17 protein-coding genes are annotated in these 25894 nt (G+C 62.8%); 6 read left to right on the top strand and 11 right to left on the bottom strand.

Features of this window, described 5'->3' with window-relative positions; translation table 11 throughout:
• A complete protein-coding gene (locus tag PC358_RS19790; protein WP_202883864.1) occupies positions 1 to 1188 on the bottom strand; it encodes an MFS transporter in 1188 nt (395 codons plus the stop codon).
• A 165-nt stretch (positions 1189 to 1353) separates the two neighbouring features.
• On the opposite strand from PC358_RS19790, the gene PC358_RS19785 reads away from it, so the two are divergent.
• From PC358_RS19785 to PC358_RS19770, 4 genes are all read left to right on the top strand, one after another.
• A complete protein-coding gene (locus PC358_RS19785) occupies positions 1354 to 2244 on the top strand; it encodes a LysR family transcriptional regulator (protein WP_033701996.1) in 891 nt (296 codons plus the stop codon).
• A 96-nt stretch (positions 2245 to 2340) separates the two neighbouring features.
• Complete coding sequence (locus PC358_RS19780; RefSeq protein ID WP_033701995.1) at positions 2341 to 3114, top strand: ParA family protein; 774 nt, start codon at positions 2341 to 2343, stop codon at positions 3112 to 3114.
• A gap of 70 nt (positions 3115 to 3184) precedes the next feature.
• Positions 3185 to 3493, top strand: a complete 309-nt coding sequence (locus PC358_RS19775) for a type II toxin-antitoxin system HigB family toxin (protein ID WP_033701994.1) — start codon at positions 3185 to 3187, stop codon at positions 3491 to 3493.
• Positions 3483 to 3839 (top strand): helix-turn-helix domain-containing protein, encoded by a 357-nt coding sequence (locus PC358_RS19770; protein ID WP_033701993.1) that lies wholly within the window; start codon positions 3483 to 3485, stop codon positions 3837 to 3839. The genes PC358_RS19775 and PC358_RS19770 overlap by 11 nt, the downstream gene beginning before the upstream one ends.
• A gap of 2 nt (positions 3840 to 3841) precedes the next feature.
• Here the strand turns inward: PC358_RS19770 and trxC are convergent, their stop codons facing one another.
• The 7 genes from trxC to betI all read right to left on the bottom strand — a co-directional run bounded on the left by trxC (position 3842) and on the right by betI (position 15115).
• Positions 3842 to 4276 (bottom strand): thioredoxin TrxC, encoded by a 435-nt coding sequence (gene trxC / locus PC358_RS19765; RefSeq protein ID WP_033701991.1) that lies wholly within the window; start codon positions 4274 to 4276, stop codon positions 3842 to 3844.
• A 45-nt stretch (positions 4277 to 4321) separates the two neighbouring features.
• Positions 4322 to 5782: a protein adenylyltransferase SelO gene (selO, locus tag PC358_RS19760; protein ID WP_033701989.1), complete on the bottom strand. Its 1461-nt coding sequence runs from the start codon at positions 5780 to 5782 to the stop codon at positions 4322 to 4324.
• A 45-nt stretch (positions 5783 to 5827) separates the two neighbouring features.
• Complete coding sequence (gene mscK, locus PC358_RS19755) at positions 5828 to 9145, bottom strand: mechanosensitive channel MscK (RefSeq protein ID WP_033701988.1); 3318 nt, start codon at positions 9143 to 9145, stop codon at positions 5828 to 5830.
• A 37-nt stretch (positions 9146 to 9182) separates the two neighbouring features.
• Positions 9183 to 10925, bottom strand: a complete 1743-nt coding sequence (locus PC358_RS19750; protein ID WP_033701986.1) for a potassium/proton antiporter — start codon at positions 10923 to 10925, stop codon at positions 9183 to 9185.
• 248 nt (positions 10926 to 11173) lie between these two features.
• Positions 11174 to 12871, bottom strand: coding sequence for a choline dehydrogenase (gene betA / locus PC358_RS19745; protein ID WP_033701985.1), 1698 nt, complete (start codon positions 12869 to 12871; stop codon positions 11174 to 11176).
• Between the two features lie 76 nt (positions 12872 to 12947).
• Positions 12948 to 14420 (bottom strand): betaine-aldehyde dehydrogenase, encoded by a 1473-nt coding sequence (gene betB, locus PC358_RS19740; protein ID WP_033701984.1) that lies wholly within the window; start codon positions 14418 to 14420, stop codon positions 12948 to 12950.
• A 38-nt stretch (positions 14421 to 14458) separates the two neighbouring features.
• Positions 14459 to 15115 carry a transcriptional regulator BetI gene (betI, locus tag PC358_RS19735; protein ID WP_033701981.1) on the bottom strand — a complete coding sequence of 219 codons (657 nt, stop codon included), beginning with the start codon at positions 15113 to 15115 and terminating at the stop codon, positions 14459 to 14461.
• A 421-nt stretch (positions 15116 to 15536) separates the two neighbouring features.
• Here betI and PC358_RS19730 point away from each other — a divergent pair, with 421 nt between their 5' ends.
• Together PC358_RS19730 and PC358_RS19725 are read left to right on the top strand one after the other, a co-directional pair.
• Entirely contained in the window at positions 15537 to 17540 is a 2004-nt protein-coding gene (locus PC358_RS19730; protein ID WP_033701979.1) for a BCCT family transporter, read from the top strand.
• A 122-nt stretch (positions 17541 to 17662) separates the two neighbouring features.
• A complete protein-coding gene (locus PC358_RS19725; protein WP_033701978.1) occupies positions 17663 to 22336 on the top strand; it encodes a dermonecrotic toxin domain-containing protein in 4674 nt (1557 codons plus the stop codon).
• A gap of 4 nt (positions 22337 to 22340) precedes the next feature.
• Here the strand turns inward: PC358_RS19725 and PC358_RS19720 are convergent, their stop codons facing one another.
• From PC358_RS19720 to PC358_RS19710, 3 genes are all read right to left on the bottom strand, one after another.
• Positions 22341 to 23108 (bottom strand): divergent polysaccharide deacetylase family protein, encoded by a 768-nt coding sequence (locus PC358_RS19720; RefSeq protein ID WP_033701977.1) that lies wholly within the window; start codon positions 23106 to 23108, stop codon positions 22341 to 22343.
• An 8-nt stretch (positions 23109 to 23116) separates the two neighbouring features.
• Positions 23117 to 24433 (bottom strand): S41 family peptidase, encoded by a 1317-nt coding sequence (locus PC358_RS19715; protein WP_033701976.1) that lies wholly within the window; start codon positions 24431 to 24433, stop codon positions 23117 to 23119.
• Between the two features lie 92 nt (positions 24434 to 24525).
• Entirely contained in the window at positions 24526 to 25830 is a 1305-nt protein-coding gene (locus tag PC358_RS19710; protein ID WP_033701975.1) for a murein hydrolase activator EnvC family protein, read from the bottom strand.
• Positions 25831 to 25894: the final 64 nt, after the last annotated feature.

Genomic DNA, 25894 nt, shown 5'->3' with positions numbered 1-25894 from the left:
TCAAGGTGTCTTAGGCGCCAACTTGCTCAGGTGCCATGCCACCAGCAACGCTATCGTCAGCAAGCCACCGATGAACAACCCGATCCCGTTCCAGCCCCACTGGTGCCAGAACACCCCGCCCGCCGTCCCCGCCACACTCGACCCCGCGTAATAGCTGAACAGGTACAGCGACGATGCCTGCCCCTTGGCCTTCAATGCCCGTCGCCCGATCCAGCTGCTGGCCACCGAGTGCGCGCCGAAGAAGCCGAAGGTGAACACCAGCATGCCGAGAATCACCATCAGCAGCGGGCTGGCCAATGTCATCAACAAGCCGCTGGCCATCACCACGATACTGACCCAGAACACCTTGCGCCGCCCCAGCTTGTCGGCCAGCGCGCCCACCTGCGCAGAGCTGTAGATACCCGACAGGTACACCACCGACAGCAGGCCGACCAACGCCTGGTTCATGTGGTAAGGCCCTGCCAGCAAGCGGTAGCCGATGTAGTTGAACAGCGTGACGAAGGCCCCCATCAGCAGAAACGCCTCAAGGAACAGCCAAGGCAGCCCGGCGTCCTTGAAGTGCATGACGAAGCCATTCAGCAGGCTACGCGGGTTCGCGGCCTGCGGGCGGAAGTTGCGCGATTCGGGCAATACCTTCCAGAACACCAGCGCCGCGACCAAGGCCAGGCCGCCGATGGTCAGCATCGCCGTGTGCCAGCTGACGAAGTCGATCAGCACCCCGGTGATCAGCCGCCCGCTCATGCCGCCGATGGCGTTGCCACCAATGTACAAGCCCATGGCCAGGCCGATGTGCTGCGGGTGGATCTCTTCGCTCAGGTAAGTCATCGCCACTGCCGCCAGGCCGCTCAGCGACAGGCCGACCAGTGCTCGCGTCGCCAGTACGGCTTCCCAGGTCGGCATCACCGCACTGGCCAGGGTCGACAGGGCCGCACAGACCAGCGCAAAGACCATCACCGGCTTGCGGCCGATGCGGTCAGAGATCGGCCCGGTGATCAACAGGCCGAACGCCAGCATTGCGGTCGAAACCGACAACACCAGGCTGCTCTGGGCCGCGTTGATGGAAAACTCCTGCGACAACAGCGGCATCATCGGCTGCACGCAGTAAAGCAGGGCGAAGGTGGCGAAGCCGCCGCTGAACAGGGCCAGCACAGTCTTCATGAAGGCGGGGGTGCCTTTTTCGATCCACATGTCGTTCAGGGGGGCAGGTTCTGGGTCGGCGGGTAGGGGGGCTACAGCAGTTTTCACGGGCGGGTACCTCTGGCGCAATGAAAAAAGCATATAGCTGGCTAATGATTACATCCAATATATTGTTCGACCTATTTAAGACGTTATACGACTTGTTTGGAGCCGATTATGGAACTGCGCCATCTGCGTTACTTCATCGCCGTGGCCGAAGAGCTGCACTTTGGCCGTGCGGCCCAGCAGCTGGGCATTTCGCAGCCGCCCTTGAGCCAGCAGATCCAGGCGCTGGAGCAGGAACTGGGGGCTCGCCTGTTCGAGCGTACCAACCGTCGGGTCGAACTGAGTGAGGCGGGGCGGTTGTTTCTGGAAGAAGCCCGCCAAGTGCTGGCGCAAGTCGAAAAGGCGGCCGACGTGGCCCGGCGTGCGCAATTGGGTGAGCTGGGCGAGATGAAGATCGGCTTTACCTCGTCGGCACCGTTCACGTCGAAGATCCCCAAGGCCATCCATGCTTTTCGCCAGCGTTTTCCGGCGGTGCACCTCAACCTCAAGGAAATGAGCAGCCGCGATGTTGCCGAAGCGGTTTTCGACGAGTCGATCGAAGTGGGGTTGATGCGGCCCATGCCATTGCCGGAAGGGCTGGTGGCGACCGAGCTGTTTCGCGAACCGTTGGTGGCGGTGATCAATGCCTCGCATCCATTGGCCGTGGGTACCGAGCAGGGGGTGCACATGGCCTCCCTGGCACCGGAGCCGTTCGTGTTCTTCCCGCGCAGCTATGGCAGCGGGCTGCATGCGCAATTGCTCAGCCTGGCGCGCCACGCGGGGTTCAGCCCGCATTTTGCCCAGGAGGCGGGCGAAGCGATGACCATCATCGGGTTGGTGTCGGCGGGCTTGGGGGTGTCGGTGCTACCGGCGTCGTTCCAGCGCATGCGCATCGAGGGTGTGGTGTATCGCACGCTGCTGGACGAAGGCGCGACGACGGCAGTGTGGCTGGTGCAGCGTGAGCGCGGGGGCTCGGCGATGGCCAAGGCCTTCGCCGAGCTGTTGACCGGGCAAGTGTGGTGAGGTGAATGGCTGGCCATCTTCGCCCGACAATTGCCACTGGCCTTAGCTGCCGAGGCGCCACATACTCGGGCATTCGTTGATACACGGAGGTCTCTCATGCGTCGCGTGGTGTTCAATCAGAAAGGTGGCGTGGGCAAGTCGAGCATCGCTTGTAATCTGGCGGCGGTCAGCGCCAGCGAAGGTTACCGGACCTTGTTGATCGACCTGGATGCCCAGGCAAACTCGACTCAGTACCTCACCGGCCTGACGGGTGAAGATATCCCCATGGGGATCGCCGACTTCTTCAAGCAAAGCCTGTCCAGCGGGCCCTTCAGCAAGAAGAACAAAGTCGATATCTACGAAACACCGTTCGACAACCTGCATGTGGTCACGGCGACTTCCGAGCTGGCCGACCTGCAGCCCAAGCTCGAAGCCAAGCACAAGATCAACAAGCTGCGTAAGTTGCTCGACGAGCTGGATGAGGATTACGAACGGATCTACATCGATACGCCGCCTGCGCTCAATTTCTATGCGGTATCTGCGTTGATCGCGGCGGATCGTGTGCTGATACCCTTCGACTGTGACAGCTTCTCGCGTCAGGCGCTCTACGGCCTGCTGGCCGAAATCGAAGAGCTCAAGGAGGATCACAACGAAGACCTGATGGTCGAAGGCATCGTGGTCAACCAGTTCCAGTCCCGCGCCAGCCTGCCGCAGCAGATGCTCGACGAGCTGCTGGCCGAGGGTTTGCCGGTGCTACCGGTGTACCTGAGCAGCTCGGTGAAGATGCGCGAGTCGCATCACGCCAGCTTGCCGTTGATTCACCTGGAGCCACGGCACAAGCTGACCCAGCAGTTTGTCGAGTTGCACGATTTGCTAGAGCGCAGCGAGTAGGCGTCACTCCCAGTCCTTGCACGTTCCCTCGTTGCCGAGCATAATCTCCCAAAACGGGAGATTTGCTTGGATGCGTGTCATTGCCAAAAGCACCTTGGTGAAATTTTGGGAATTACCTGGGCATGACGATGCCAAGGCCCCCTTGGAAAGCTGGCACGATATGGCGATCAAAGCCATCTGGCGAACACCACAAGATGTAAAGGATCAGATAGGCAATGCCAGCGTATGTGGCAATAACCGCGTGGTCTTCAACATCGGAGGAAACAAGTACCGACTAGTGGTCGAGATGCAGTATCGAGCCGGTATTGCCTGGGTGAAGTTCGTCGGTACGCACAAGCGCTATGACGAGATTGACGTGGAGACAATCTGTGAATATTAAGCCGATACGCAATGATGACGATCTTCGAGAAGCATTTCAGCGACTCGAAGCTATTTTTCAGGCAGAGGCGGGCACCCCAGAAGCTGATGAAATGGAAGTACTTGTGGCACTGATCGAAGTGTACGAAAACAAGCACTATCCGATTCACCCCGCCAATCCCATCGAGGCCATCAAATTTTGCATGGACCAACAAGGTCTTACGCCACGGGATCTTGAACCCTTCATAGGCTCAAGCGGGCGGGTTTCAGAAATCTTGAATGGAAAGCGCGGGCTCAGTCTATCCATGATTAAGCGCCTGCATGATGGCCTTCGTATTCCCTACGAGTCTCTTCTAGCAAGCGCTTGAAATTAAACCCCCTGGCTGCGTAGCCACTCCAGCAACGACTGCAGCGGAAACGCCCCAGCCTGGCGACTGACTTCTCGACCGTTCTTGAACAGGATCAGGCTAGGGATCGAGCGGATGCCCAATTGCCCTGCCAGGTTGCGGTTGGCTTCGCTGTCCAGCTTGGCCAAGCGGCAGCGCCCGCTCAACTGGCGGGCCGCCTGTTCGAAGGTGGGGGCGAACGATTTGCACGGGCCGCACCAGTCGGCCCAGACGTCCACCAGCAGCGGCAGGTCGCCTTTGACCTGGCTGGCGTAGCTGGCTTCGGTCAGTTCGAAGGGCTGGCTGAGCAGCACCTCCTGTTTGCAGCGGCCGCATTTTGGGGCGTCGCTCAGGCGTGTGGCGGGCAGGCGGTTGAGGCCGTTGCAGTGGGGGCAGGGGATCAGCAGTGGGTCGGTCATTTGGGTTTCCTTTGGAATTTTGGGGGCCGTGCGCCGGCCCCCGGATCACGAAGAACAGCTGATCTCCAGATGCTTGCCCCACTCAGGCGGCCGCTGGGCATAGGCCTGCATCCCGGCCTGCTCGTCGAACGGCCGGCTCAGTACCTGATGCAGCCGCCGCACCTCACTGTAGTCGCCTGCTTCAGCCGCTTCGATGGCCTTCTGCGCCAGGTAGTTGCGCAGCACATACAGCGGGTTCACCGCATGCATGCGCTCACGGCGTCCTTGTTCATTGCCTGCCTCGCGCTGACAACGGGCCAGGTAATCCACGCACCAGGCATCAAAACCCGCCAAATCGATGAAATCGTCACGCACCACCTGCAGTGCCTCGGCCACTGGCTGGTCGCCCAGCTTGCGGAAGAACAGGGTGTAATCCACGCCCCCCTTTTGCATGCACTGCAGCAGGCGCTCGACCAAGGCCATGTCTTCGTCTTCGGCGCTGGTCAGCCCCAGGCGGCGGCGCATGAGGTCCAGGTAATGCGCCTGGTACAGCGGCAGGAACAGCCCCAGCGCTTCCTTCAGCGGTTCCACCTCGATCACCGTGGTCAGTGCCTGGGCCAGCGCACTGAGGTTCCAGTGGGCAATCGGCACCTGGTTGCTGTAGCTGTAACGGCCGCGATCATCGGAATGGTTACAGATGAAGTTGGCGTCGAAGTCGTCGAGGAAGGCATAGGGGCCGAAATCGAAGGTGATGCCCAGGATCGACATGTTGTCGGTGTTCATCACGCCGTGGCAGAACCCATAGGCTTGCCAGCGGGCGATCAGCTCGGCGTTGCGCTCGACGATGGTGCGGAACATGGCCAGGTAGGGCTGTTCGGCCTCGCGGCATTCGGGGTAGTGCTGTTCCAGCACATGGTCGATCAGCACGCGCTGCTGTTCCGGCTGCTTGGTGTAGTAGAAGTATTCGAAATGGCCGAAGCGCACGTGGCTCTGCGCCAGGCGGGTGAGCATGGCGGCGCTCTCTTGGGTTTCGCGCCAGACCGGGGTGCTGGAGCCGATCACGCACAGCGCCCGGCTGGTCGGGATGCCCAAGGCATACAGGGCTTCGGAGGCAAGAAACTCGCGGATCGACGAGCGAAGCACGGCACGGCCGTCGCCCATGCGTGAGTACGGCGTCTGGCCGGCGCCCTTGAGGTGCAGGTCCCAGTGTTCGCCCGCCTCGTTGAGCACCTCGGCCAGCAGCAGGCCGCGGCCATCGCCCAGGCGCGGGTTGTAGGAGCCGAACTGGTGGCCGGAGTAGACCATCGCGCGTGGGTCGGCCTCTTCCCAGAGTTTCTGGCCGCTGAACACTTCGGCGAACAAGGGCGATTCGGCCTGGGCTGGGTCCAGGTCGAGCAGGGCCATGGCCGACGCGCTTGCCACCACCAGGCGTGGGTCTGCGATGGGCTCGGGCAGGACCTGGGTAGAGAACGCATCGCCCAGGCGGGCGAAGCGGTTGTCGAAGGTGAGTTGGTCGAGGGCTTTCACGGGCTGCTCCTGGGGTTCAGCACAGAATAAAGCATTCGAGCCCACTCAGGCCTGCGCAGTGCCATCCGATTTCGGCTGTTCCACGGGCACCAGCTGCTGCTTGCCGCCCTTCGTGTCCATCAGGAACACCTCGACCTGGCGCACCGAGATCTTGATGTTGTGCGCCTTGAACTCGCGGTTGATGTAGCGGTTGATCTCGTCCAGGGTCGGGTTGCGGTCCCCCAGGTCACGCACGTGCATGCGCAGTTCGTGGTCCAGCGAGCTTTCGCCGAAGTTCAGGAAGTACACGATCGGCTCTGGGTCCTTGAGCACCCTTGGGTTCTCGTGGGCGCCCTTGAGCAGCAGGTCGCGCACCAGGTCCAGGTCGGAGCCGTAGTCGATGCCCAGTTTCAGCGTCACCCGGGTAACCGTGTCGGTCAGCGACCAGTTGATCAACTGGCCGGTGATGAAGGTCTTGTTGGGGACGATGATGTCCTTGCGGTCGAAGTCGGTGATGGTGGTGGCGCGGATGCGGATCTTGCTCACCGTGCCGGACAGGTTGCCGATGGTGATGGTGTCGCCGATGCGCACCGGGCGCTCGAACAGGATCATGATGCCGGAGATGAAGTTGGCGAAGATCTCCTGCATGCCGAAGCCCAGGCCGACCGACAGCGCCGCCACCAGCCATTGCAGCTTGTCCCAGCTGACCCCCAGGGTCGACAGGGTGCTGACGATGCCGATACCGACGATGGTATACGACAGCAGCGTGGTGGTGGCGTAGGCGCTGCCCTGGGCCAGGTTCAGGCGCGACAGCACCAGCACCTCCAGCAAACCTGGCAAGTTACCGGCCAGGGCGAAGGTGATGCCGACGATCACCAGCGCGCCAAGCAGGTCGCCGAGGCTGATCGGCACCATGCTGGCGGCCGCGCCGGTGCCGCTGGTGTATTCGTACAAGGTGAAGTTGTTGAGGTAGGCGAACACCGAGATCAGGTCCGACCATACCCAGTACAGGCCGGCGATGAAGCCGCCGAGCAAGGCCAGGCGGATAAGGCGCAGCGACTGCTGGTTGACCTGTTCGATGTCCAGCGTCGGCTCTTCGGTGATCACTTCGCCATCCAGCCCTTCCTTGGCCGCTGCACGTTTGCTCAGGGCGCGCTGGTAGGCCAGGCGCCGCGCGGCCACAGACAGGCCACGGACAAAGGCGGCCTCGATCACCAGCCAGAACATCAGCAGGTAGAGGGTGTAGATCAGCCGGTCGGTGAGCTTGAGGGCGGTGTAGTAGTAACCGAAGCACACCGCTACGAACAAGGCGATGGGCAGGGCCGTGAACGCCACCCCGACCGCCCGGCGGAACAGCGAGGTGTCGCGATGCGCCGGGCTGCTCAGCAGCAGGCGGCTGAGCAGCCAGGCCATCAGCGCGTAGCAGGTCAGCACTACGCCGATGCCGAGCACGTCATCAGCCAGCGCCGAAGGTTGATGTTCGGCCACCGCCACCACGCCGACCAGTGCCAGCACCACAGTGCCAAGCCTGCGCACCCAACCGCGCAGGAACTCGACCTGGGGCTTGTGCCAGCGGAAGTGGATTTCCGCCACGCCGCCAGGCGCCAGGATGCGGTAGGCGGTGTAGAACACCAGCCAGGCCTGGGCCAGTTGCCAGAGGGCGGCGCCCAGGTTGGCATTCTGCCCGCGGGCGTCGATCTGCAAGGCATAGCTGCACAGCGCCAGGCCCAGGCTCACCGGCATCGCCAGGAGGATATTGATCAGGATCGCCTGGGGCGTGTGCCACTGGCTGTCCCGGCGGAAGTGGCCGATGTCCTGGTGCACCTTGCCGAGCCGTTGATACAGGTACTTGCGCCGCCACAGCAGGCCGCCGATCACCAGCAGCAGCGGCAGGAACAGCAACGGCCGCTGGCTGAGGCCGTCGGCCAGTTCCTTGATGCCCGAGCCCCAGGGCAGGCTGGCGACCTGGTCGGCGAACCGCTCAGGGACGTAGCGCAGCCAGTCCCAGTCCAGCGGCTTGTTGCTGGGGATCCAGAACATCTGCTCGTCGAGGGTGGTGCGCAGGCCTTGGGCGGTGCCCAGCAATTGCTTCTGGTTGAGCTGCAGGGTGATCGATTCGTTGAGCAGGGCCGAGAGTTCGCGGTTGAGGCGCTCCAGCAGGTCGCTGCGGGTGATCGCCACTTCCAGCAGCGCTTTGCGCAGTGGCGGGGTGACGTCTTCCGGCGGTTGGTTGGCCAGCAGCTTGTCGACATAGGTGACCGGGCTGCTCATCTGCTCGCGCTGCTGGTTGATCTCGAACTGGTACAGGCGGGTGTCGGCGATCTGGTCGGCCAGGTCGCGGTCGACCTTCAGGTGCGGCAGGGTCTGCTTCTGCTTGTAGAGGATCTTGGACAGCAGCAGGCTGCCCTTGAGCACGTTGATCTGCTCGTCCAGCGCCTGGTCGGCCTGGGTCAGGCTGTCGAGCTGCTGCTTGGTGCGCAGGTTCTGCTGGGTCAGTTCGTTGAGGCGATCGGTGCTTTTGAGCAGGTAGTCGGAAAGTTTGAGGTTGATCGTGCTTTCGCTGGCCAGCAGGCTGCTGCCGCCGGCCTTCTGGGCTTCGATCGACTGCTGGGTGACGGCCTCCTGGGACTGGGCCAGGCGCTTGTCGTTGATCAGCGTTTGCAGGTCCTGGATTTCCTGCTCCAGGCGCGCCGCGCGCTCGATCAGCAGGTCGTGTCGGGCACTGCCAAGGTCTTGCAGCAGGCTGTTGCCGGCCAGCTCCTGACGGCGCAGCAGGGTCAACGCGTTGAGCGAGGCCAGCTCGGCGTTGAGCTGGTTGCGTTGGTCGGCGTTGAGCGCCTTGCCGTTGTCCTTGCCCGACTTGAGGTTGTTGTTGATCTGCTGGGTGCGGGCCTGGCTGTTGCTGATCTCGGCTTGGGCGCGCTCTGGGCGGGTCTGGGAATTGATGATCAGGCTGTTGGCTTCGGACAGCGCCTTTTGCAGCTCACCCTGCAGGGTGCTGCGCTCGCTGAGCAGTTGCTCAAGCTGCGGCACCGTGAGGGTGGCGTAGCGCTGGGCGACCGGTTGCGGCTTGCTGTCCTTGAGCCTGGCCAGTTCTTTCTGGCTGTCGTTGGTTTCTTTCGGCGCGCCGGCCAACTGTTGCTTGAGCGCGGCCAGCTTCTTCTCGCTGTCTTCCTTGCTGGCAAGCAGGCTCAGGGTTTGCTCCAGCACCTGCTGCAGGGCCTTTTGATCGGCCTCGGGCAGCTTGCGCTCGGCAATCTTGTCGAGGCTGTGCTGGATGCTGGCAGTGGTCGGCGCTTCGGCCGCGGCGTTCGCGGTGGCCGCGAACGAGAAGGACAGGCACAACCCGAGTAGGGCTGTGCGAAGGTACACGCGCAGGGACATAGGCAGACTACATTGTGGATCGGGGCAGAATCGCAGTTTAGAGGAACAATCCTGGTCCGGGTCGCGTTCCTTCGGGGAATCTGACGCCCACTTTCTGCACATTGTTCCCGTCCATGGTCGCCACGGTCCAGATCGTGCCATGCCATTCGACCTGGTCGCCTACTACTGGAGCGCCTCCGACCTTCTGTCGGATGAACTGCGCCAGCGGCATTTTCGCGTCCAGGCCGTCAAGTTTCAGGCCATAAAGCGCCGCCACGGCGCCGAGTTCGGCATCGCCTTCAAGCACGAAGTCGCCGAAGAAGCGCAGGTCCAGGCCACGTTGCGGCGCCTGGCTGAACAGCTTGCCCAGCGCGGGCAAGTTATGTTCGTGGCCGATCACGCAAAGCATGTCGCCGACTTCCAGCACGGTACTGCCCGATGGGTGCAGCAGTTGCTCGCCACGGAACAGCGCGGCGATACGGGTGCCCTCAGGCATCTTCAGCTCGCGCAGGGCAGCGCCGATGCACCATTTTTCCGCCCCCAGGCGGTAGACGAACAGCTCCCACTCGCTGGTGATGTGCACTTCCAGCGCAGAGCGTGAGATGGGCGCAGGGTCTGGCGGTACGGTGACCTTCAGCAGCTTGGCCATCCACGGCAGGCTGGTGCCCTGCACCAGCAGTGACACCAGCACGATGAAGAACGCCAGGTTGAAGAACAGCTGTGCATCCGGCAGCCCGGCCATCAGCGGGAACACCGCCAGAATGATCGGTACCGCACCGCGCAGGCCGACCCAGGAAATGAAGCCCTTTTCGCGACCGTGGAAGGCCTTGAACGGCAGCAGTGCGGCAACCACCGACAGCGGCCGGGCGATCAGGATCATCCACAGGGCCAGGCCCAAGGCGGGCAAGGCGATGGGTAGCAGGTCGTGGGGTGTGACCAGCAGGCCCAGCACCAGGAACATGCCGATCTGCGCCAGCCAGGCCATGCCGTCGAGCATGTGCAGGATGCCATGGCGGCTGCGGATCGGCTTGTTGCCCAGCACCAGGCCGCACAGGTACACGGCAAGGAAGCCGCTACCATGCAGGGCGTTGGTCAGCGAGAACACCACCAGGCCGCCGGCCACGACCAGAATCGGGTACAAGCCGCCGGCCAGGTTGATGCGGTTGACCAACTGCAGCATCAGCCAGCCGCCGCCCAGGCCCAGCAGGCCGCCGATACCGAACTCGCGCAGCAGGTGGCCCAGCAGGCTCCAGTGCAGGCCGGTCTGGCCGCTGGCAATCATCTCGATCAGGGTGACGGTGAGGAACACCGCCATCGGGTCGTTGCTGCCCGACTCGATCTCCAGCGTGGCCGTGACCCGTTCGTTCAGCCCTTTGCCACCCAGCAGCGAGAACACTGCTGCGGCGTCGGTGGAGCCGACGATGGCGCCGATCAACAGGCCCTGGATCAGGCTCAGGTCGAACAGCCAGGCCGCGACCAGGCCGGTGAGGGCGGTGGTGATCATCACGCCGACGGTGGCCAGCGACAAGGCCGGCCACAACGCCACGCGGAAACTGGCCACACGCGTGCGCAAGCCGCCGTCGAGCAGGATCACCGCCAGGGCCAGGTTGCCCACCAGGTACGCGGTCGGGTAGTTGTTGAAGATGATGCCGCCACCGTCCACGCCTGCGACCATGCCGACGGCGAGGATGATGACCAGAATAGGGATACCCAGGCGTGACGACAGTGAACTGACCAGGATACTTGCACCCACCAGCAAAGCGCCGATCAGAAACAGGCTGTTGATGGTGCTGGCATCCAAAGGCAGTACTCCGGGAAACGCGGGGAAGAAGACTCGATAGCGTTGATGACTAGCAGGTCGCGTGCCAATCGATTCTAACCTGATGAATTGGCAGCATGTAAAGCGTTTCTGCAGATGTAGAAAAGGCACCGCGGTGGGTGCCTTTTCTTGTACTGCCAGGGTGGGCCTCTTCGCGGGGCAAGCCCGCTCCCACAGGGATAGGTGGTTCCTGTGGGAGCGGGCTTGCCCCGCGAAGAGGCCAGTGCAGGTCAGCCCTGCTTCACTTCACGCATCGGCTTGCCTTTGACCGGCGCACCGTTAGCCACGTAGTACTTGGCAGTGCTGCGCGCCAATGGCTTGCGGTTGCGGATCTTGTCCGAGATTTTCTCGGCGATCATGATCGTGGTGGCGTTGAGGTTGCCGGTGATGATGATCGGCATGATCGACGCATCGACCACACGCAGGCCCTGCATGCCGTGCACGCGGCCTTCGCCATCGACCACCGCCATGTCGTCGGTGCCCATCTTGCACGAGCAGGACGGGTGGAAGGCGGTTTCGGCGTGCTCGCGGATGAACGTGTCCAGCTCTTCGTCCGTCTGCACGTGCGCGCCCGGGCTGATCTCGCGACCACGGTATGGGTCCAGCGCCGGCTGGGCCATGATTTCGCGGGTCAGGCGGATGCCGTCACGGAATTCCTGCCAGTCCTGCTCGGTGGCCATGTAGTTGAACAGGATGCTCGGGTGCTGGCGTGGGTCTTTCGACTTGGCCTGGATGCGGCCACGGCTTGGCGAGCGCATCGAACCCATGTGCGCCTGGAAGCCATGTTCCTTGACGCCGTTGGAGCCGTTGTAATTGATCGCTACCGGCAGGAAGTGGTACTGGATGTTCGGCCATTTGAACTCAGGACGGGTACGGATGAAACCACCGGCCTCGAACTGGTTGCTGGCGCCGATGCCGGTGCCGTTGAACAGCCACTCGGCACCAATGGCCGGCTGGTTCCACCACAGCAGCGACGGGTACAGCGACACCGGTTGGGTGCAGGCGTACTGCAGGTACAGCTCAAGGTGGTCCTGCAGGTTTTCGCCGACGCCCGGCAGGTCGTGCACCACCGGGATGTCGAGGCTTTCCAGCAGGGCGCGCGGGCCAACACCAGAGCGCTGCAGCAGTTGCGGCGAGGCGATGGCGCCGGAGCTGACGATGACTTCCTTGCGGGCGCGGGCTTCGACGCGCTCTTCGCTGTCGCCGACCAGGTAGGTCACGCCAACGGCGCGCTTGCCGTCGAACAGGATGCGGTCGCTCAGGGCGTGGGTAACGATGGTCAGGTTCGGGCGCTTCTTGGCCTGGTCCAGGTAGCCGCGGGCGGTGCTGGAGCGGCGGCCGTTCTTGGTCACCGAACGGTCCATCGGGCCGAAGCCTTCCTGCTGATAGCCGTTGAGGTCTTCGGTGCGCGGGTAACCGGCCTGCACGCCGGCCTCGACCATGGCGTGGAACAGCGGGTTGTTGCCAGCCTTGGGCGTGGCGACGCTGACCGGGCCTTCGCCGCCGTGGTAGTCGTTAGGGCCGATATCGCGAGTTTCTGCCTTGCGGAAGTACGGCAGGCAGTCCAGGTACGTCCAGTCCTCAAGGCCTGGCAGTTCAGCCCAGCCGTCGAAGTCCATGGCGTTGCCGCGGATGTAGCACATGCCGTTGATCAGCGAGGAGCCACCCAGGCCCTTGCCGCGGCCACATTCCATGCGGCGGCCGTCCATGTGCGGCTCCGGGTCGGTCTCGTACGCCCAGTTGTAGCGACGGCCCTGCAGCGGGAACGCCAAGGCGGCCGGCATCTGGGTGCGGAAGTCGAAGCGGTAGTCGGGGCCACCGGCTTCGAGCAGCAGCACGGTGACGCTGGCGTCTTCGGTCAGGCGCGTGGCCAGGGTGTTACCGGCCGAACCTGCGCCGACGATGATGTAATCGAATTCTTGGGACATGAAAGTACCCTCGTTTGGCGGTGATCAGGGAGCGGGGACGCCCGTGCACGGCGGCACGGGCGTGGCTAGACAGGGTTTAGAAAACCGAGTTGTAGCCGCCCAGCTCGACCTGGACCGACTTGATGCGAGTGTATTGAGCCAGCGAGCTGACGCCGTTTTCACGGCCAACGCCCGACTGCTTGTAGCCACCGACCGGCATTTCGGCCGGCGATTCACCCCAGGCGTTGATCCAGCAGATGCCGGCTTCGAGCTTGTGGATGATGCGGTGGGCACGGGTGATGTCGTTGGTGCACACGCCAGCGGCAAGGCCGTATTCGGTGTCGTTGGCGCGGCGGATGACTTCTTCTTCGGTCTCGTAGCTGAGGATGCTCATCACTGGGCCGAAGATTTCTTCCTTGACGATGGTCATGTCGTCGGTGCAATCGGTGAACACGGTCGGAGCGACGAAAGCGCCCTTGGCGAAATCACCCTCGGTCAGACGCTCACCGCCACACAGCACGCGGGCACCTTGCTCTTTACCCTTGGCGATGTAGCCCAGCACGCTTTCCATGTGCTGGAAGCTGACCAGCGGGCCGAAGTTGGTGTTCTCGTCTTCCGGGTTACCTACACGGATGCGGGCAACGCGCTCGGCGATCTTGGCTTCGAAGGCGGCTTTCATCGGGGCAGGGATGAACACGCGGGTGCCGTTGGTGCACACCTGACCGGAGCTGTAGAAGTTGGCCATCATGGCGATGTCGGCGGCCTTGTCCAGGTCGGCGTCGGCGCAGATGATCAGTGGCGACTTGCCGCCCAGTTCCATGGTGACTTCCTTGAGCGACGAGCTCGAGGCGCTGGCCATGACTTTCTTGCCGGTGGTGGTGCCGCCGGTGAAGGAAACTTTTTCGATGCGCGGGTGTTCGGTCAGCCAGGTGCCGACTTCGCGGCCGCTGCCGGTCAGGACGTTGAACACGCCGTCAGGCAGGCCCGCTGCGGTGTAGATCTCGGCCAGTTTCAGGGTGGTCAGCGAGGTGACTTCCGAAGGCTTGAAGATCATCGCGTTGCCGGCGGCCAGGGCTGGCGCGGACTTCCACAGGGCGATCTGGATCGGGTAGTTCCAGGCGCCGATACCCACGGTCACACCCAGCGGCTCGCGGCGGGTATAGACGAAGGAGCTTTCACGCAGCGGGATCTGCTCGCCTTCGATGGCCGGAACCAGGCCTGCGTAGTACTCCAGCACGTCGGCGCCGGTGACGATGTCGACGTAACGGGTTTCGGAGTACGACTTGCCGGTGTCCAGGGTTTCCAGCTGGGCCAGCTCATCGTTGCGCTCGCGCAGGATGTCGACGGCGCGGCGCAGGATGCGCGAGCGCTGCATGGCGGTCATCGCTGCCCAGACTTTCTGGCCGCGTTCGGCGCTTTCGACGGCTTTTTCGACGTCGGCCTGAGTGGCGCGCTGCACATGGGCGAGGACTTCGCCGGTAGCCGGGTTGATGGCTTCGAAAGTGGCATCGCTGCCAGCGTCGACATAACCGCCATCAATGTAGAGTTTTTGCGTTCCGAAACGGGCCATAGTGTCCTCGCAAGTGCAGTGTGTGGTTGGCTACTGCGTCACGCGCCTGCCTGTTTGGCAATCGCCGTGCGCGGTTGTTCAGAGGCCTGGTCGATTGTGCCCAGGGTCTGCTGTTTAGCCAGTTGTAGATCCATGTATTCGTAAGCGATTCGTATCGCCTGGTCTGTGTCGAAAGCATCTCCCGACAGGGCGCCTCGCAGCCACAGGCCGTCGATCAGGGCCGCCAGCCCGCGGGCTGCCTTGCGCGCATGGTAAAGCGGCAGGACGCGGCGGAACTGACAGCAGAGGTTGGAATACAAGCGGTGATCGTTGATCCGCTGCAACCTGTGCAAGTCGGGCTGGTGCATGCTGGAAGCCCAGAAGGCCAACCAGGTTTTCATTGCCGGGCCGTTCACCTGGCTGGCATCGAAGTTACCTTCGATGATCACTTTCAGGTGGGCACGCGGGCTGTCGTCCGTCAGTGCCTGGCGCCGCGCTGCAACGCCTTCGTTGAGCATGCTCATGATGTAACCCATCGTCGCTGCGATCAGGCCGTTCTTGTCCCGAAAGTAGTGACTGATGATGCCGTTCGACACCCCGGCCAACCGGGCAATCAGCGCAATGCTGGCGTCCCCCAGTCCGACCTGATCGACCGCCAACAAGGTGGCTTCGATCAACTGCTGGCGGCGGATGGGTTGCATACCGACCTTGGGCATCTTGCTATCTCCTCAGGCCTGCGAGCAGACGACGGGCGGCTGACTCGGCGAAGGCCAGTCTATTTTGTTTTGATTGAACGTTCAATCAATAAAGAATAAGCTCTGCGACAATTTGTGCCATTGACACCCTTTGAGGGCAGCCAGGCAGCACGAATCGACACCCCAGGAAAATCGTGTAACCCCCGGAATACAAGGCGTTGACGGGCATGAGCGATGCGAAATGCAGATTCTGCCGAGCGGTCAAAGGCCGCGCGCAGGGCCCTTGGAGCGGGCCTGAGTCTGTTTTTTTTGCAACGATTCGATTCGGGATCACGGTTTCCAGGGTGCTTTTATAACACCTGATGCAGTGGGGGTATTCCACCAATTGCTCGGGAAAACACTGATTAGCCTCCATAGCCGTACTGCCCGGAGCATTCGTGCAATGAGTTCTGCCTCCCTTACCAAACCCCCCGCCGAGAGGGTCCGGGTCAACAGCGTGGTGTTCTACACCTCGGCGCTGCTGATCCTTGCGTTGACTGCCTTGCTTATCGCTGTACCCGAAACCGCAGGCCAAGTGCTGGGCGTGGCCCAGAAATGGCTGACGCGCACCTTCGGCTGGTACTACATGCTGGTGATCTGCGGTTACCTGCTGTTCGTCGTCTACCTGGCGTTCTCCGACTACGGCAAGCTCAAGCTTGGCGGCAAGGATGACCAGCCCGACTTCAGCTACGGCGCCTGGGCCGGCATGCTGTTTTCGTCCGGTATCGGTATTTCGCTGCTGTACTTCGGCGCCTCCGAGCCCCTGGACCACTACTTCAACCCGCCAGAAGGCACCCCTGCCAGCCTCGAGGCCGCGCGCCAGGGCCTGCAGCTGACCTTCCTGCATTGGGGCCTGCACGGCTGGGCGATCTACGCCCTGGTCGGCCTGGCCGTGGGCTACTTCGCCTACCGCCACAACCAGCCGCTGGCACTGCGCTCGGCGCTGTACCCGCTGGTCGGCGAGCGTTGGGTCAAGGGCGCTGCCGGCAATGCCGTGGACATCTTCGGCATGTTCGTCACCTTGCTGGGCCTGGTGACCAACCTGGGTATCGGTTCGATGCAGGTCTCTTCGGGCCTGGAGTACCTGTTCGGCATGGAGCACAGCCAGACCAACCTGCTGATGGTGATCCTGGTGATGGCCGGCGTTGCCACCGTGGCGGCGGTATCGGGCGTGGAGAACGGCATCCGCCGTCTGTCCAACCTGAACATCATGCTGTTCAGCGGCCTGCTGATCTTCGTGCTGCTGGGTGGCGAGACCCTGCACCTGCTCAACGGCTTCGTGCAGAACGTCGGCGACTACCTCAACGGCATCGTGCTGAAAACCTTCGACCTGTACGTCTACGAAGGCGAGGCTGGTAAATCCGAGCGCTGGCTGGGCCTGTGGACCGTGTTCTACTGGGCCTGGTGGATTTCCTGGGGCCCGTTCGTCGGCATGTTCATTGCCCGTATCTCCAAGGGCCGCACTGTGCGCCAGCTGGTCAGCGGCGTGCTGCTGATCCCATTGGGCTTCACCTTGGCCTGGCTGTCGATCTTCGGCAACACCGCGCTGGACCTGGTGATCAACCAGGGCGCCGTGGAGCTGGGCAAGACAGCCCTTGAACAGCCGTCGATGTCGATCTACCAACTGCTGGAATACTTCCCGGCGGCCAAGATCGTGATCGGCGTGGCGGTATTCGTCGGCTTCGTGCTGTTCCTCACCCCGGCCGACTCCGGTGCGGTGATGATGGCCAACCTGTCGTGCAAAGGCGGCAAGGTCGATGAAGACGCCCCGCACTGGATGGTGGTGTTCTGGTCGGTGATCATCACCCTGGTCACCATCGGCCTGCTGTTCGCCGGCAACTTCGAAGCCATGCAGACCATGGTGGTGCTGGCCGGCCTGCCGTTCTCGGTGGTGTTGGTGCTGTTCATGTTCGGCTTGTACAAGGCCATGAAGCAGGACGTCGCCGTCGAGCAGGAGCGCGCCCAATTGGCCGCCCGTGGCCGCCGCGGCTTCAGCGAGCGGCTGACCCAGCTGGACCTGCAGCCAACTCAGGCGGTGGTACAGCGCTTCATGGACAAGCAGGTCAGCCCGGCCTTGAAAGAAGCGGCCGAGCAGCTGCGCACCTTGGGCTTCGAAGTGGAGTCCCGGGTTGGCCAGTCTCGCAACACCATGGGCCTGCGGGTGATGATGGAAGAGGGCAACCCCTTCGTCTACGAAGTAAGCCTGGACGGCTACATGGCCGCGCCGAGCGAGGCCCCGGTCGAGGGTGAGCCGGAAGTGCGCCAGCGCTTCTACCGTGCCGAGGTCTACCTGCATGATGGCAGCCAGGAGTACGACCTGATGGGCTTTGTCCCGGAACAGATCGTGCGTGATGTGCTGGACCAGTTCGAAAGCCACCGCCAGTTGTTGGGGCGTGTGTACAGCTGATGCGGTTGCAACAGGCCCTGCCCGATAAGCAGGGCCTGTTGCCTTTGTGCATGTAATAAGTAGCACCGCTACCGCAGGCGTTCGCGCAAGGCTTCTGGTCCATCCACCAGGAGGCCCTGGACATGTCCAGTTCCGACACTTCGACATTCGATTTCAAACGCGCCGCTGCCCTGCAGTTCGGCGACCGTCCGACCCTGCGTCAGGTCGTCAGCGAGCAACTGCTCACGCTGTTGCTGAGTGAGCTGCCGTGGCTGGCAGTCGTCGAGCCTACCTTGCCGTCTGCCGACGCGCTGATGTTGGACAGCCCTGATCCTTCCACACCTTACTGGTCCACTGAGCCGCTGGTCGACAGGGTGCTGCAGGCCATGCTCCAGACCAACTCGGTCGACCTGGAGCCTGTCGATGGGCGCCACCATAACCTCGGTTTGGTCGATCCGTACCGGTTCGCCGGTTCCGACAGCGCGTTCGACACCCGGCAGCTCAGTGGCTTGACGGGCCCTATCAATGACCTGATCGAACAACTGCCGCAGCACTTTTGCCAGGCGCAGCTCGACTATTGGCGCAGCCAGGGCAGCAGCGGTGCAAGCCGTGATGAGTGGCTGCAGTTGCTGTTGAAAACAGCTCTGCTGCGCGGCCTGCCGTTACAAGGCCTGGATGCGCAAGAGCAAGCCTGCGTCCGTGACCTGATACGGGGCGGTCGTGACCAACCGGCGGTGAGCTTCGTGCAAACCCGGCTGACGACGGGCTCCGGGTATTGGGATGAGACGCTGTGCCATCTGCTGATCACCGGCGAATGGGACGAACGGCAGGTCGTGTTGTGGTGCGCCCCTTCTGGCAATGTGCGAGGTTTTCCATCCTTGGCCGCGTTCGCCCTTGCCCTGCGTGACGAGCTTGCACAGCGCTACAGCTTCGATGGCCTGTCATGGCAACGCTACCCGGTCGAGGGCAATGTATTCGCTCAGCAAGTCGGGCTGCTGCTCGAGACGCTGTTCACTCAGGTCGACAGGGTGCGCTATGGGCAGTTGGCCGATGTCGCGGCACTTGAGCGGCTGTTTGCTCAGATGAGCGACCCCGCACAGTGGTTCGACCGTTACCCCGACGATACCCCGGCGGTCGAGCCTCCGCCTGGCTTGTCGCTGAGCGACGGTGATGACAGCCTGGCTTATCACGCGGGCTTGCTGCAGCTTGCGCTCGACCAGCTCGACGCTGAGAGTATCCCAGCCTTGGATGGCATCCAGGGCCTGGCCGACTACACCCGTCAGCGGCTGAGCGAGCAGATGCGCCTGGCCCACGCCGATCACACATCCCCGGACGATCTGATATTGCAGTTCTTCGTGGCCCGTGGGGTACCGGGTGGCGCCGGAACGGGCACAGGGGGCGGCGAGCCGGTGGTACTCGAAGGCGAGAAGACCCTCACCGAATTCGCCATCGGCAACCTCGGTGCACTCGGGGGTGCCTCGGTGCTGCGTATCCGGTGCGCCAACGGTGCAGACGTACCTGCCTGGCTGGATGCCGACGCAGCCAATCAGTTGGTGAGCCAGGTCGATATCGGTGGCAATTACCCGGCGTACGTTGCCCGCCAACTGGACGACCCGCTGCAGCGTGCACAGCGCGTCAGGCGATTTGGCCGGGAATGGCGCAGCGCCCTGCGGTTCAGCGCGCTGACCAGCAAGCTTGAGGGCAAGCTCACGGATGCCGGCTTGCAGTGTGTGGTTGATTTCTGCGCTGGCCATGTCGACCCGCAAACCCCGCGCATGGTCCTGATGCCGCTGGCATTCAGGCGCCAGCCTCACTCTGGGCAACATGACAACGTGCGTGGCATGTATTTGCTGTTCTGCGTCGAGCCGTCGCGGGTGCTGTTCTATCGCCCTTTGTACAGGCAGGACACCCTGCGGGAATACGCAAGCCTGGCGGCGTTGCTGGAGCACATCCAACAGTCCCCCTTGTTGCAAGTGAGCATTCTGGATTGGCTGGACCCCCAGGTTCGCTCTATCTATGACCATGGTGGGTTCCGCGAACCACATGTCACGAGTCTGGGGCCGGACCCTTTCAGCCTGCCTGAGAAGCCTGAGCCACCCGTCATCGATCCGCAGCTGTGGGGCAGCGATATCGACGACAAACTCTACAACGCCAACCGCGACCTGCTCGTCGAGTTGGCTGACATGCAATCCACCTCCAATGCAGAGCGCCGTTGGCAAACCCTGTGCCAGGGCGCTTGGCTGCTGTTTGACCTGGCCACCCTGGCGCTGCGCGGCCCGGTGGCCAGCGTGGCGTGGCTGGTACAACTGCTGACGTCGCTGGAAAACGACCTGCTGGCCCTCGAGCAGGGTGGGGAATTCGACCGCTCCGCCGCCATCGCTGACTTGCTGCTGAACCTGGGGATGGTGTTGCTGCATGCGCGGCAACCCAGTCTGCAGCTTGGTGTGGCCGGGCAGCCCCCCGGCGCAGACCAGTTCGAAGGCCCTGCCGCGCAACGCGGGGCATTTGCCGAAGTGTCGGTGGCGCCTGCCACTGAAGCCGAAGCGGCGATTGGCGCGCTGGCAGCGCTGCCTGGGCGTCAGCTTGACTTGAGCTGGCGCGGCAACCACGGGTTCAACTGGCTGCCGCCTGCGCAGCGGCAGGCGCTGCGGGCCATGCGGGTGGACATAGCACTGGATGAGTCGAACTTGCAGGCAAGTGGCGATGCTGAAGGTTTGTATCGAGTCCAAGGGAGACTCTACGCGGCCATGGGGGGCGATGCTTACCCCGTTGAAGTGGGCCCGGACGGTGTGCGAGTGATCGACTCTAAAGGCGGGTATGGGCCAGGGCTGGCCTGTACGCTGGGTGTTTGGCGAGTGGATACTGCGTTACGCCTGGTTGGCGGAATGAGGCGGGGCGACACGCGAGCGCAACTGGCCCGGCGCTTTGATAAACTGAGGGAGTTTGCCGACAACCTCAATGGCAAGGTGAACAGTGCGACGGCGCAGTTTGGAACGGTTGGAACTGAAATCACGGAACTGCAACACAAACTCACCCAGCTCAAGACCTTGCGCGCAAGGGCACAGGCCAGGGTGGACGCCGCTGTCAGTGACGGTGAGCGGGAAGCGTCCCAAGCTCTCATCGGTCAGTACGCTGTGCGTATCGCTGAGTGGGAGGCACAAATCGTCAGTAAGCGCGAAGAGGCGGTCGGGTACCTCGAAGAGGCTGTTCAAAGTGACACAGCCATACAAAGTGTTCTTGAAACCCTGTTCGAACCCAAGTTCGCCAGCGCTCGGAGCGGTTGGGAAGAGGTCATTTCACAGCAGCGGCGCACTGTTCTGATCAATCAGATCCGTAACAGCGATTTCATCCTCAATGAGTTGTGGAACCTGGCGGATTACCCAGGGCTGGATCGCATGCAAGCCAGGCTCGATGGGCAGCCGCTGCTGCAGGTGCTCGAGCCCTATCGAGCATTGCGTCGTAGACTCGAATATGTAGTGGGCCTTCAAGACCGCATACTCGCCGCCTACGAGCGCCTGGACGAGCTGTTGCCGGGTGCGCCTGGCGATCTGGTAATCAGCAGCCCCATTGAAATGCACAGTCGCACCGTTGACTCACTCATTGCCCTGCGCAAATTCAGCACAGTGCAGTTCCGTTTCCATCAGGCGATGAACCTAGCGAATCTGGCGCTGCACCTGGACGTCACCACCGGCCAGCGCAAAGTAGCCCGGTTCAGGGAGGAGCTTACCGGGGCTGCCTTGCGCAATGCGGCCGGCGCTCATGGCGAGCTCGATTTCGCCAACCTGCCGGTGGAAGACCGCGTTGTCATCCTTCAGGAAGCGTGGGACGAGTATGCCGAGGCGTTGGTCAACAGCGCACGCATTCGCAGTGATGGTGGGGCGCTGGTCGAAGTCTCGATGACCGACCGGTACCGCACCCAGCTGGAAAAACTGAAGCTCGATGCCGGTCGTCGCCTGGTCGAGGCCATCAAAGAACAGGAAGGCGCAAACGTGCCGCCGAAGCGGGCGGCCTACCTTGTTTCGAGCGAGCCGCAACGGGTAGTGCGAAACGCCGAGGGGCAAACACTCATCGGTACCGAGCGCGATGACGACGGGCAAAAAGTGCTTGAGGTGCGTGAACCTTTCAGCGGCGTCGTACTGGCCATTTTCGACTGGGAGCATGGCCAGTGGCGAGAGCGTGTGGCTGAGCAGGTTCCGCTCGAATCGCAGGCAGAGCCCGTTGATACAGCTATGCGCGTGCAGACCCTGCTGGACGAAAACGACGAGCTGAGCCTCAAGGCGCAAGCGTACATCGACAACGACCTCAAGGGCCCTCGGCTGGCGCGGTTGTTCGAACGCCAGATAGACAAGCTCGGCCGCGCGGCGACATCGCTGGGTGAGGAGGGCGCAAACCCCGCCTTGATAAAAAGCCTGGAAGCGGCCTCGGACCGGCTTCGAGCGGAGAAGAACCTCAAGCTGACCACGCTTTACACCAATACACACTACCCCAGCGCTGAAGCATTGCGGTTCTTGCATGAGCAACGCTTGCTCAAGGTGGAATATGTCAGCCCCAGGCAAGTCATGAGCAATGGCAGCACCTTCGATGAGTACAAGATCATGCGTCTGGCGCAACCTGGAGCAACGTCGGGGCGGCCATTGTGGGTGGCGCATTTTCATATGCGCTCAGCTGATGCGCTTGCCCGGGACTTTACCCAGGGCCACCTGAAAACCTGGAGCCAGCGCCGTATGAGTGGACGCGAAGAAGCTGCCGCGAGCGTTCGTGTACACCGCGGCAAGCTGACCCTGGAGCAGGCGAGCGGCATCATCCCGTTCGATTGAGGGCTCAGCGGTTGCTGTAACGGCCATGCTTGCCGTGGGCAGGCATGGCCTGGTTGCCACGCTCGGCGATCATCTGCGTAAGGCCGATCAGCACGATGCCTTCTGCCTTCAGCCGGGGCAGTTCGCGTTCCAGCACCTGCAGTGTCTGGGGGTAGGGGTGGCCGATCAACACGGCTGAGCCTTGCCGCCGTGCAAGCTCAACCCCCTGGCGCAACTGGCGGTCGATTGCCTCCACGGAGCGCTCGTCATCGAGGAATACATCACGCGAAACGTGCGCCAGGCCAACGGCCTGCGCCTGGGCCGCTGCCACGGTGGCTGCACTGGTACGGCTATCGACGAAGAACAGATGCCGCCGTTGCAGTTCACCCATCAGCCAGGTCATCGGGTCCCGCTGGGCCGTCATTCGGCTGCCCATGTGGTTGTTGATGCCGGCGGCGTAAGGCACCTTGGCCAGGGCCGCATCCAGGCGGCTGGCCAGTTCGGGCAGCGGCAGGCCGGGGTGCCAGGCGTATGGGCCGGTGGCAGGGTCCATGGGCATGTGCAGGATCACCGTCTTGCCGGCCTTGTGCGCCTGGCGGGCGAAGTCGGTGGCGTGCGGGGTGTCGGGCATGATCGCCATCGTGACCGGGCCGGGCAGGGCAAGCGTGCGGTGGTCGCGCTCGCTGCTTTGGCCCAGGTCGTCGATGATGATGCTCATGTAGGCCTCGTTGGTCGGCGCCGCTTGGGCGACGCCAGCCAACACACAGAACAGCAGACACAGCAGATAGCGCATCGGCTGGATCATTTGCCCGAGGTGATGTTCAGGCCCTTGAGCAGGCTCAGCGCCTGGCTCAGCTGGAAGTCATCATCCTGCGGGCGTTCCTTGCGCTTGCTGCTGCCGGTCGGGCGGTCGGCGCCGCCGTTGCCGTTGCCCAGGTGGCCCTGCAGGTCGGCTTCCTTGAAGTTGTCGGTGTCGACCTCGGCGGTGAGCTTGGCCGGGCGCACCTCGATGTCGGGCACGATGCCCTGGGCCTGGATCGAACGGCCATTAGGGGTGTAATACAGTGCGGTGGTGAGCTTCAGGGCGCGATCGTTGGCCAGCGGCAGCACGGTTTGCACCGAGCCTTTGCCGAAGCTGTCGGTGCCCATCAGCACCGCACGTTTCTGGTCTTGCAGGGCGCCGGCGACGATTTCCGAAGCCGAAGCGCTGCCGCCGTTGATCAGCACCACCAGCGGTACGCCTTCACTGGCATCGGCCGGGTCGGCAGAGAAGCGCAGTTCGGAGTTGGCGATACGGCCTTTGGTGTAGACGATCAGGCCCTTGGTCAGGAAGTGGTCGGCCACTTCTACCGCCGACTGCAGCACGCCGCCGGGGTTGTTGCGCAGGTCGAGCACCACGCCGCGCAATTTCTTGCCGTTGTCCTTGCGCAGCTTGGCCAGGGCCTTGCCCACTTCGTCACCGGTCTTGACCTGGAACTGGGTGATACGGATGTAGCCGTAGTCGTTTTCCAGCAGTTGGCTCTTCACGCTCTTGACCTGGATCACCGCGCGGGCGAGGGTCACGTCGAACGGGTTACCGCCGTCACGGACCAGGGTCAGGGTGATCTTCTCGCCGATCTTGCCGCGCATCTTGTCGACCGCTTCGGTCATGGTCTGGCCCCGAGTCGGTGCGCCGTTGATCTTGACGATCAGGTCACCGGCCTGCACACCGGCCCGCGACGCTGGGGTGTCATCGATAGGCGAGACCACCTTGATGAAGCCGTCTTCCTGGCCAACTTCTATGCCCAGGCCACCGAATTCGCCGCTGGTGCTTTCTTGCAGCTCCTGGAAGTCTTCGGGGCCAAGGTAGGCCGAGTGCGGGTCCAGGTTGCTGAGCATGCCCTTGATGGCGTTTTCCAGCAGGGTCTTGTCGTCCACAGGCTCCACATAGGCGGCCTTGATGCGGTCCATGACCTCGGCGAAGGTGCGCAGCTCCTCCAGCGGCAGCGGCGCCTTGGCCGTCACCTCGGTGGCCGGCACCGCGGCTGGCTTGGCCGGCTCTGCGGCAGTGGCCAGGGGCGCACCGACCGCCAGGGCGATGGACAGGGCCAGCTGGGTGAGACGAGGCGAGTGCAGCATGTCGAACGAACTCCTGATCCTGTAGGCGCTCCTTGAGGAGCATCGGCGCAGCATTCAGGCTACGCCGTAAAAAGGTGAATTGGGTTGCAACCCTAACCTCTGCACCACTGTGAAGGGTCGGTAGGCCGGCCCTGCTGGCGGATGGCGAAGTACAAGCCTGCGCTGTCCTGGCCACCGCTGTCACCCACGGTGGAAATGGCGTCGCCGGCCTTGACGATGTCGCCGGCGCTCTTGAGCAGGCTCTGGTTGTGACCGTACAGGCTCAGGTAACCATTACCATGGTCGAGAATGACCAGAAGTCCAGCTCCGCGCAACCAGTCGGCAAACACCACACGGCCGCCGTGTACGGCGCGTACTTGAGTGCCTGGGTTGGCGCTGATCATCACCCCGTCCCATTTGGCGCGGGCGTCACTGCCGCGTGCATCGCCGAAGCGTGCCAGCAATCGACCATTGACGGGCCACGGAAGTTTTCCCCGCGCAGCAGAAAATGCGCCGCCGTAGTTTGCGCCATCGCTGGACACTATCGGGCCAAGGGTGGTGCGGGCTTTTTTCGGTGGCTCTGCGGCTTCGCGGGCATCGTTGCGTGCGGCGGCGGCAGCCAGGGCTTCCTGTTGGCGGCGTTTTTCCGCCTCCTGCTGGGCCAGCAGGGCTTTCTTGCGCGCTTCCTCGGCTTCGCGGGCCTGGCGCGCCAGGGTTTCCTCGATGGTCTTGAGGACTTTGCCAAGGTCGGCCTGGTCTTGCTCGCGGGCCTGCAGCTTCTGGTCGCGGTCTTTCATGTCGCTGTTGAGCTTGGCCAGTACTTGCTGGCGCTTGCTGCGTTCGGTTTCGAGCGCCTGGCGGCGGCTGTCGAGGTCGCCGCGCTGGGCCAGCAGCTGCGCTTGCTGGCGGCCGATGTCCTGTTCGACATTGGCCAGTTGGCGCAGGGTCTCGTTGAAGGTGCGCAGTTGTTCCAGGCGCGCCTTGCTCAGGTAATCGTAATAGGTCAGGGTGCGGGCGAATTTCTCGGGGTTCTGCTGGTTGAGCAGCAGCTTGAGGTATTCCTCGCGGCCGTTCTGGTAGGCGGAACGGGCCTGGATGGCGATCAGTCGTTGTTGTTCAACGCGGGCGCTCTGGAGTTTTTTTTTCTCGGTATCAAGGCGCTCCAGCTCGCCCTCGGTCTTTTTTAGTTCTTGTTGCAGTGCCTCCACCTGCTTTTCGAGATCGCCGATGTCGGTCTCGGTGGACTTGAGGTCTTTCTGCACGCCCGACTTCTCTTCCTGGAGCTTGCCCAGCATCTTTTTGAGCTCGGCGATGTCCTGGCGGGTGGCGTCCAGTTGTTGCTGGGTCTGCGCACGCTCATCGGCGAACGCCGGGCTGAGCAGGCAAGACAGGGCGAGTAGGATCAGGGCGCGAAGCATGGGGTTGGGCGTACCAGGGATGGAGACTGGCCTAGTATGCCCGCGCGGGCCTGCAAAAAAAACG

The sequence above is a fragment of the Pseudomonas capeferrum genome (genome assembly GCF_000731675.1).
In the GTDB taxonomy this organism is placed as follows: Bacteria; Pseudomonadota; Gammaproteobacteria; order Pseudomonadales; family Pseudomonadaceae; genus Aquipseudomonas; species Aquipseudomonas capeferrum.
Note: the sequence above shows the minus strand (reverse complement) of the source record. Positions and strands in the feature narration are given on the sequence as shown.